Source organism: Xanthobacter sp. BG11Y11_SDJG, from assembly GCF_057364445.1.
The window spans coordinates 1-5596 of sequence record NZ_JBNFNU010000286.1 but is presented as its reverse complement, the minus strand read 5'-3'; the positions used below and the strand labels follow the sequence as shown (position 1 = coordinate 5596).

Sequence of the window (5596 nt, the reverse complement as noted above, 5' to 3'; positions counted from 1 at the left end):
CGGGGCCTCGAAGCCGCGCTCGGCGCCGCGGCCAAGAGCCGGGGTGCTGCCAAGGCCCCGCCCGCGCGCATCCCCGCGAGGGCGGGCGCGGTATGAGCGTATCTTGCGGAATCTTCCCCCTGTTCGGCGCCCGTGCGTCTGCGCCGGGCGCATCCTCGTCCCTGGAGGTCCTCCCATGACTGCCACCGGCGCCCCCCGCGGCGGCCTCGCCCGCGTCAGCGACCGGGTGATGAACCTCGCTCATTTCCTGCGCCAGGCCGGCCGGCGCTTCCCGGACGACATCGGCTTCGTGCACGGCGCCCATCATGCCTCCTGGGGCGAGATGGATGCGCGGGTGGACGCCATGGCGGCGGCGCTCGCCGCGAAGGGCGTCGCCAAGGGCGACCGCATCCTGGTGCAGTCGAAGAATTGCCTCGAGATGTTCGAGAGCATGTTCGCGGCCTTCCGCCTCGGCGCGGTGTGGGTGCCCACCAATTTCCGCCAGACGCCTTCGGAAGTGGCCTATCTCGCCTCCGCCTCCGGCGCGCGGGCGATGATCTGCCACGCCGATTTCCCCGAGCACGTCGCGGCGGCGCGCGCCGAGGCGCCGTCCATCGACGTTGTCATCGCCATCGGCGCGGCGGCGTTCGGCCCGGACTATAACGACGTGCTCGCGCCGTATCTCGGGCAACGCTTCCGCGACGCGGACGTGGAGCGCGACGATCCGTGCTGGTTCTTCTTCACCTCCGGCACCACCGGGCGGCCCAAGGCGGCGGTGCTCACCCACGGCCAGATGGCGTTCGTCGTCACCAACCATCTGTGCGACCTGATGCCCGGCACCACCCACGAGGATGCCTCCCTGGTGGTGGCGCCGCTCTCCCACGGGGCGGGCGTGCACCAATTGGTGCAGGTGGCGCGGGCGGCCAAGACCATCCTGCTGCCCTCCGAGCGCTTCGACGGCACCGAGGCGTGGCGGCTGGTGGAGGAATGGCGTGTCACGAACCTGTTCACCGTGCCCACCATCACCAAGCTGATGGTGGAGCATCCGGCGGTGGACCAGTTCGACCATTCCTCCCTGCGCTACGTGATCTATGCCGGCGCGCCCATGTACCGGGAGGACCAGAAGTTCGCGCTGAGAAAGCTCGGCAAGGTTCTGGTGCAGTATTTCGGCCTCGGCGAAGTCACGGGCAACATCACCGTGTTGCCCTGCGCCCTCCACGAGGCGGAGGACGGCCCGCACGTGAAGCTCGGCACCTGCGGCTATGAGCGCACCGGCATGCAGGTCGAGATCCAGGACGAGGAGGGCAAGGAGGTCGCGCCCTTCGCCACGGGGGAGATCTGCGTCACCGGCCCGGCGGTGTTCGCCGGCTATTACGACAACCCGGAGGCCAATGCGAAGGCTTTCCGCAACGGCTGGTTCCGCACCGGCGACCTCGGTCACATGGATGCGGAAGGCTTCGTCTACATTACCGGTCGCGCCTCCGACATGTACATTTCCGGCGGCTCGAACGTCTATCCGCGCGAGGTGGAGGAGCAGGTGCTCACCCATCCGGCGGTGGCGGAGGTGGCGATCCTCGGGGTGCCCGACCCTATGTGGGGCGAGGTGGGGGTCGCGGTGTGTGTCCTGCGCGCCGGCGCGGCGCTCACCGACGAGGAGCTGATCGCGTTCCTGGATGGCAAGGTCGCCCGCTACAAGCTGCCCCGCAGGGTGTTCTTCTGGGAGGCGCTGCCCAAGTCCGCCTACGGCAAGATCACCAAGAAGATGGTGCGCGAGGAGATCGAGGCGCGCGGGCTGTTGGGCCCGGCCGCGCCAGCGCCGAAGGGCTGACGATTGAAGACAAAAGCCCTCTCCCGCGTGCGGGAGAGGGGGCGCGCCAACGACGGGGCCGGCGCGCGGTCCATCTGACGCGCCCGCGCAGGACGACGCAGGCAGCAAAAAGGAGAAGCATCGTGTCTCAGGCAGGAAGCGTGATCGTGACGGGCGGGGCCTCGGGCATCGGGCTCGCGGTGGTGGAGGCGCTCCTTGCCGAGGGCTGGCGCGTGGTGGCGGCCGATGTGGTCCAGGACAGCCTCGACAGCGCCCGCGCCGCGCTCGCGGCCCACGCCGACCAGGTGCGCTTCGCCCGCGTCGACGTCACCGACGAGGCCCAGGTGGCGAATGTGGTGCAGGATGCGGAGGCCGATTTCGGCCCGCTCATGGGCGTCGTGAACTCCGCCGGCATCGCCGCCGACATCCCCGCGCTGGAGACCTCGGCCGCGCTGTTCCGCAAGATCCTGGACGTGAACGTGGTGGGCTCCTTCCTGGTGGCGCGCGAGGCGGCGAAGGCCATGGCGCCCCGCAAGGCCGGGTCGATCGTCAACATCGCCTCGGTGTCCGGCATGCGCGGCAATCTCGGCCGCACCGCCTACGGCTCGTCGAAGGGGGCGGTGATCCAGCTCACCCAGATCCTGGCGGTGGAGTTCGCCCCGCTGGGTATTCGCGTGAATTCCATCTCGCCCGGCCCCATCGAGACGCCCATGGTGAAGGCGCTCCACACCGCCGAGGCGCGCGCGGGCTGGATGCAGACCGTGCCCATGCGCCGCTACGCCGCCCCCAGCGAGGTGGCGGGCGCCATCGTCTTCCTGCTGGACCAGGAAAAGTCCTCGTTCGTCACCGGCCAGAATATTGCCGTGGATGGCGGATTCGCCGCCGGCGGGCTGATCGGTCTGTAGCAGCGCGCCACGGAATCCAAGGCGCCGCTCTCGACGTTCCGTTAGGTTCGGGGCAATGTCCGGTTGCGGGCATATGGGAGAGAACCGTTTTGGATCAACAAGATACCTCCACCAACCCGATCCATGACCTGGCGGTGATCGGTGGCGGAATCAATGGCTGCGGCATCGCCCGCGATGCCGCCGGCCGCGGTCTGAAGGTCGCGCTGTTCGAGAAGGGCGACCTGGCGTCCGGCACCTCCTCGGCGTCCACCAAGCTCATCCATGGCGGCCTGCGGTATCTGGAGCACGGCGCGTTCCGTCTGGTGCGGGAGGCGCTGGCCGAGCGCGAGGTGCTGTGGACCATCGCCCCGCACGTGGTGCGGCCGCTGCGGTTCGTGCTGCCGTACCGCGACGGCATGCGGCCGGCCTGGAAGCTGCGCCTCGGCCTCGCGGCCTACGATTTCATGGGCCGCCGGGGCGTCCTGCCGCGCAGCGGTGCCGTCACGCTGGCGGGCGGCCCGCTCGGCGCGCCGCTGAAGCGGGCTTCCAGACGGCTTCGAGTATTCGGACTGCTTCGCCGACGACGCCCGCCTGGTGGCTCTGACCGCGCGCGACGCGGCGGACCGCGGCGCCGACATCTTCACACGCACCGAAGTGGTGGCGGCGCGCCGCGCGGCGCGCTGTGGCAGCTCGACGGTGGCGCGCGGCGACCGGCGCGGTCCGGTGCTGGCGCGCGCTCTGGTGGATGCGGCCGGCCCCTGGGCCGGCAATGTCCTCGATGCGCTGAAGCTCGATCCCGCGCCGCGCCTGCGCCTCGTCCAGGGCAGCCACATCGTGGTGCCGAAGCTCTATGCGCACGAGCGCGCCTACCTCTTCCAGCATGTGGACGGCCGCATCGTCTTCGCCATTCCCTACGAGGCCGACTTCACGCTCATCGGCACCACCGACCGCGACTTTTCCGGCCGGCCCGAGGACGCTCAGCCGAGCCCCGAGGAGATCGCCTATCTGTGCGACGCCGCGAGCGGCTATTTCGCCGCCCCGGTCACGCCCGCCGACGTGGTGTGGGCGTTCGCCGGGGTGCGCGCGCTCGCCGACGGTCACGCCGGCGCAGCGCAGGATGCCTCGCGCGACTACGCGCTCGCCCTCGACGCTCCGCGCGAGGGGCCGCCGCTCCTCACCGTGCTGGGCGGCAAGCTGACCACCCACCGCCGCCTCGCCGAAGCCGCGCTCGACACGCTCGCCGGCCACCTGCCCATGACTGTGGGGTCCTGGACCGGCAAGGCGGCGCTGCCCGGCGGCGACTTTCCCGTTGCCGAGTTCGACACGGTGCTGCGGCTGCTGCGCACGCGCTTCGCCTTCCTCGACAAGCGGATCGCACGCCGGATGTTCCTCGCCTACGGCACGCGCGCGTTCCGCATCCTCGGCGAGGCCCGCTCGGAGGCCGAACTCGGCCCCTGGTTCGGCCCGGATCTCTGTCGGCGCGAGGTGGATCACCTGATGGACCGGGAATGGGCCATGACCGCCGAGGACATCCTGTGGCGGCGCACCAAACTCGGCCTGCGCATCTCGCCCGCGGACGCGGCCGCGCTCGCCGACTACATGGCAACCCGCGGCGTCGACGTGGCAGTCTGAGCAAAGCGCGACATCGCACAGGGGAGGAACGGGGCATGCGGGTTTCAGCCGGGGTTTCCACGCCACGGGTTCTTCTCGCCGCAGGCCTTGCGGCCGCGCTCTCCTGTGCCGCTGGGCCGGCGCGCGCCGATGCCGCCATGGCCGCCCGCGCGGCGGCGCTGGGGCCGCAGATCGCAGCCTATGCCGAGGCCGGCATGAAGGGCTTCGACGTGCCCGGGGCCGTGGTCGCCGTGGTGGTGGACGGCAAGGTTGCCTACAGCGCCGCGCTCGGCGTGCGCGCCAAGAGCGACACGCGGCCGGTGGACGCGGCGACGGTGTTCCAGATCGGCTCCACCACCAAGGCCTTCCTCGCCACCACCATGGCCATCGCCGTGGATCGCAAGGCGCTGAAGTGGGACGACGCCATCGTCGACCGCCACCCCCGATTCGCGCTGAAAGACCCCTGGGTGACGCGCGAGATGCGGCTGTTCGACATCATCGCCCAGCGCTCGGGCCTCACCCCCTACGCGCACGACTTCATGACCATGCTGGGCTACGGGCCGTCCGCGCTCGTCGCCTCGCTGCGCCATGCCGAGCCCATCACCTCGTTCCGCTCCAGCTTCGCCTACACCAACATCACCCACCTCGTGGCGGGCGACATCGTCGCCGCCGCGCTCAAGGGCGCCGACTGGAACGCGGTGGCGCAGAAGGAGATCGTCAGCCCGCTCGGCATGTCGTCCACCAGCTTCACCGCCGAGGCCATCGCCGCCGCGCCCAACCATGCGGTGGGCCACCGCTACGATCCGAAGGGCGCGGTGGAGGTGCCGTTCGACCCGGTCTTTCCCTATTCCCTCGGCGGGGCGGGCGACATCAATTCCAGCCTCGAGGACATGACGCGCTGGCTCGCGCTGCAGATGGCCGGCGGCACCCATGAGGGCAAGCGCCTCGTCTCGGAGGAGAACCTGAAGGTGACGCGCATGGCGCGCGTCGCCATGAGCGACGTCTCGACCTACGACATGGGCTGGGTGACGACGCAGACCGCGAACGGGCGGGTGATCTGGCACAATGGCGGCACGGTCGGCTTCGGCGCCCATCTCGGCTTTGCGCCCGAGCACGGGTTTGGCGTGGTGGTGCTCTCCAATGCGGAGAACAACGGCTTTCCCGATGCGCTGGCCTTCTGGATCTACGGCAAGCTCTTGGGCGACGCCGACCTCGACCCCATGAAGGGTGCGCTGGAGAAGGCGAGGGCCCAGGCGGAGGCCGCGCCAGGCCCGCTTCAAGCGCCCCGCGGCGCCGCGGCCCGCCGGCGACCTCG

Annotated in this window: 3 protein-coding genes and 1 pseudogene; all 4 read left to right on the top strand. The window is 70.5% G+C overall.

Annotated elements, in window-relative coordinates; translation table 11 throughout:
• Positions 1–175: 175 nt before the first annotated feature.
• A complete protein-coding gene (locus tag AC2W7M_RS18755; protein ID WP_486133996.1) occupies positions 176–1807 on the top strand; it encodes an acyl-CoA synthetase in 1632 nt (543 codons plus the stop codon).
• A 122-nt stretch (positions 1808–1929) separates the two neighbouring features.
• Positions 1930–2691 (top strand): SDR family NAD(P)-dependent oxidoreductase, encoded by a 762-nt coding sequence (locus AC2W7M_RS18750; protein ID WP_486133994.1) that lies wholly within the window; start codon positions 1930–1932, stop codon positions 2689–2691.
• A 164-nt stretch (positions 2692–2855) separates the two neighbouring features.
• Positions 2856–4302: pseudogene (gene glpD, locus AC2W7M_RS18745) on the top strand (glycerol-3-phosphate dehydrogenase).
• A 137-nt stretch (positions 4303–4439) separates the two neighbouring features.
• Positions 4440–5596, top strand: a 1157-nt coding sequence (locus tag AC2W7M_RS18740) for a serine hydrolase domain-containing protein (RefSeq protein WP_486133992.1), incomplete at its 3' end; no start/stop codon positions are given.

Excerpts from the sequence above, each read along its gene's own strand:
- AC2W7M_RS18755 (WP_486133996.1), top strand. The coding sequence starts at position 176 with ATGACTGCCACCGGCGCCCCCCGCGGCGGCCTCGCCCGCGTCAGCGAC.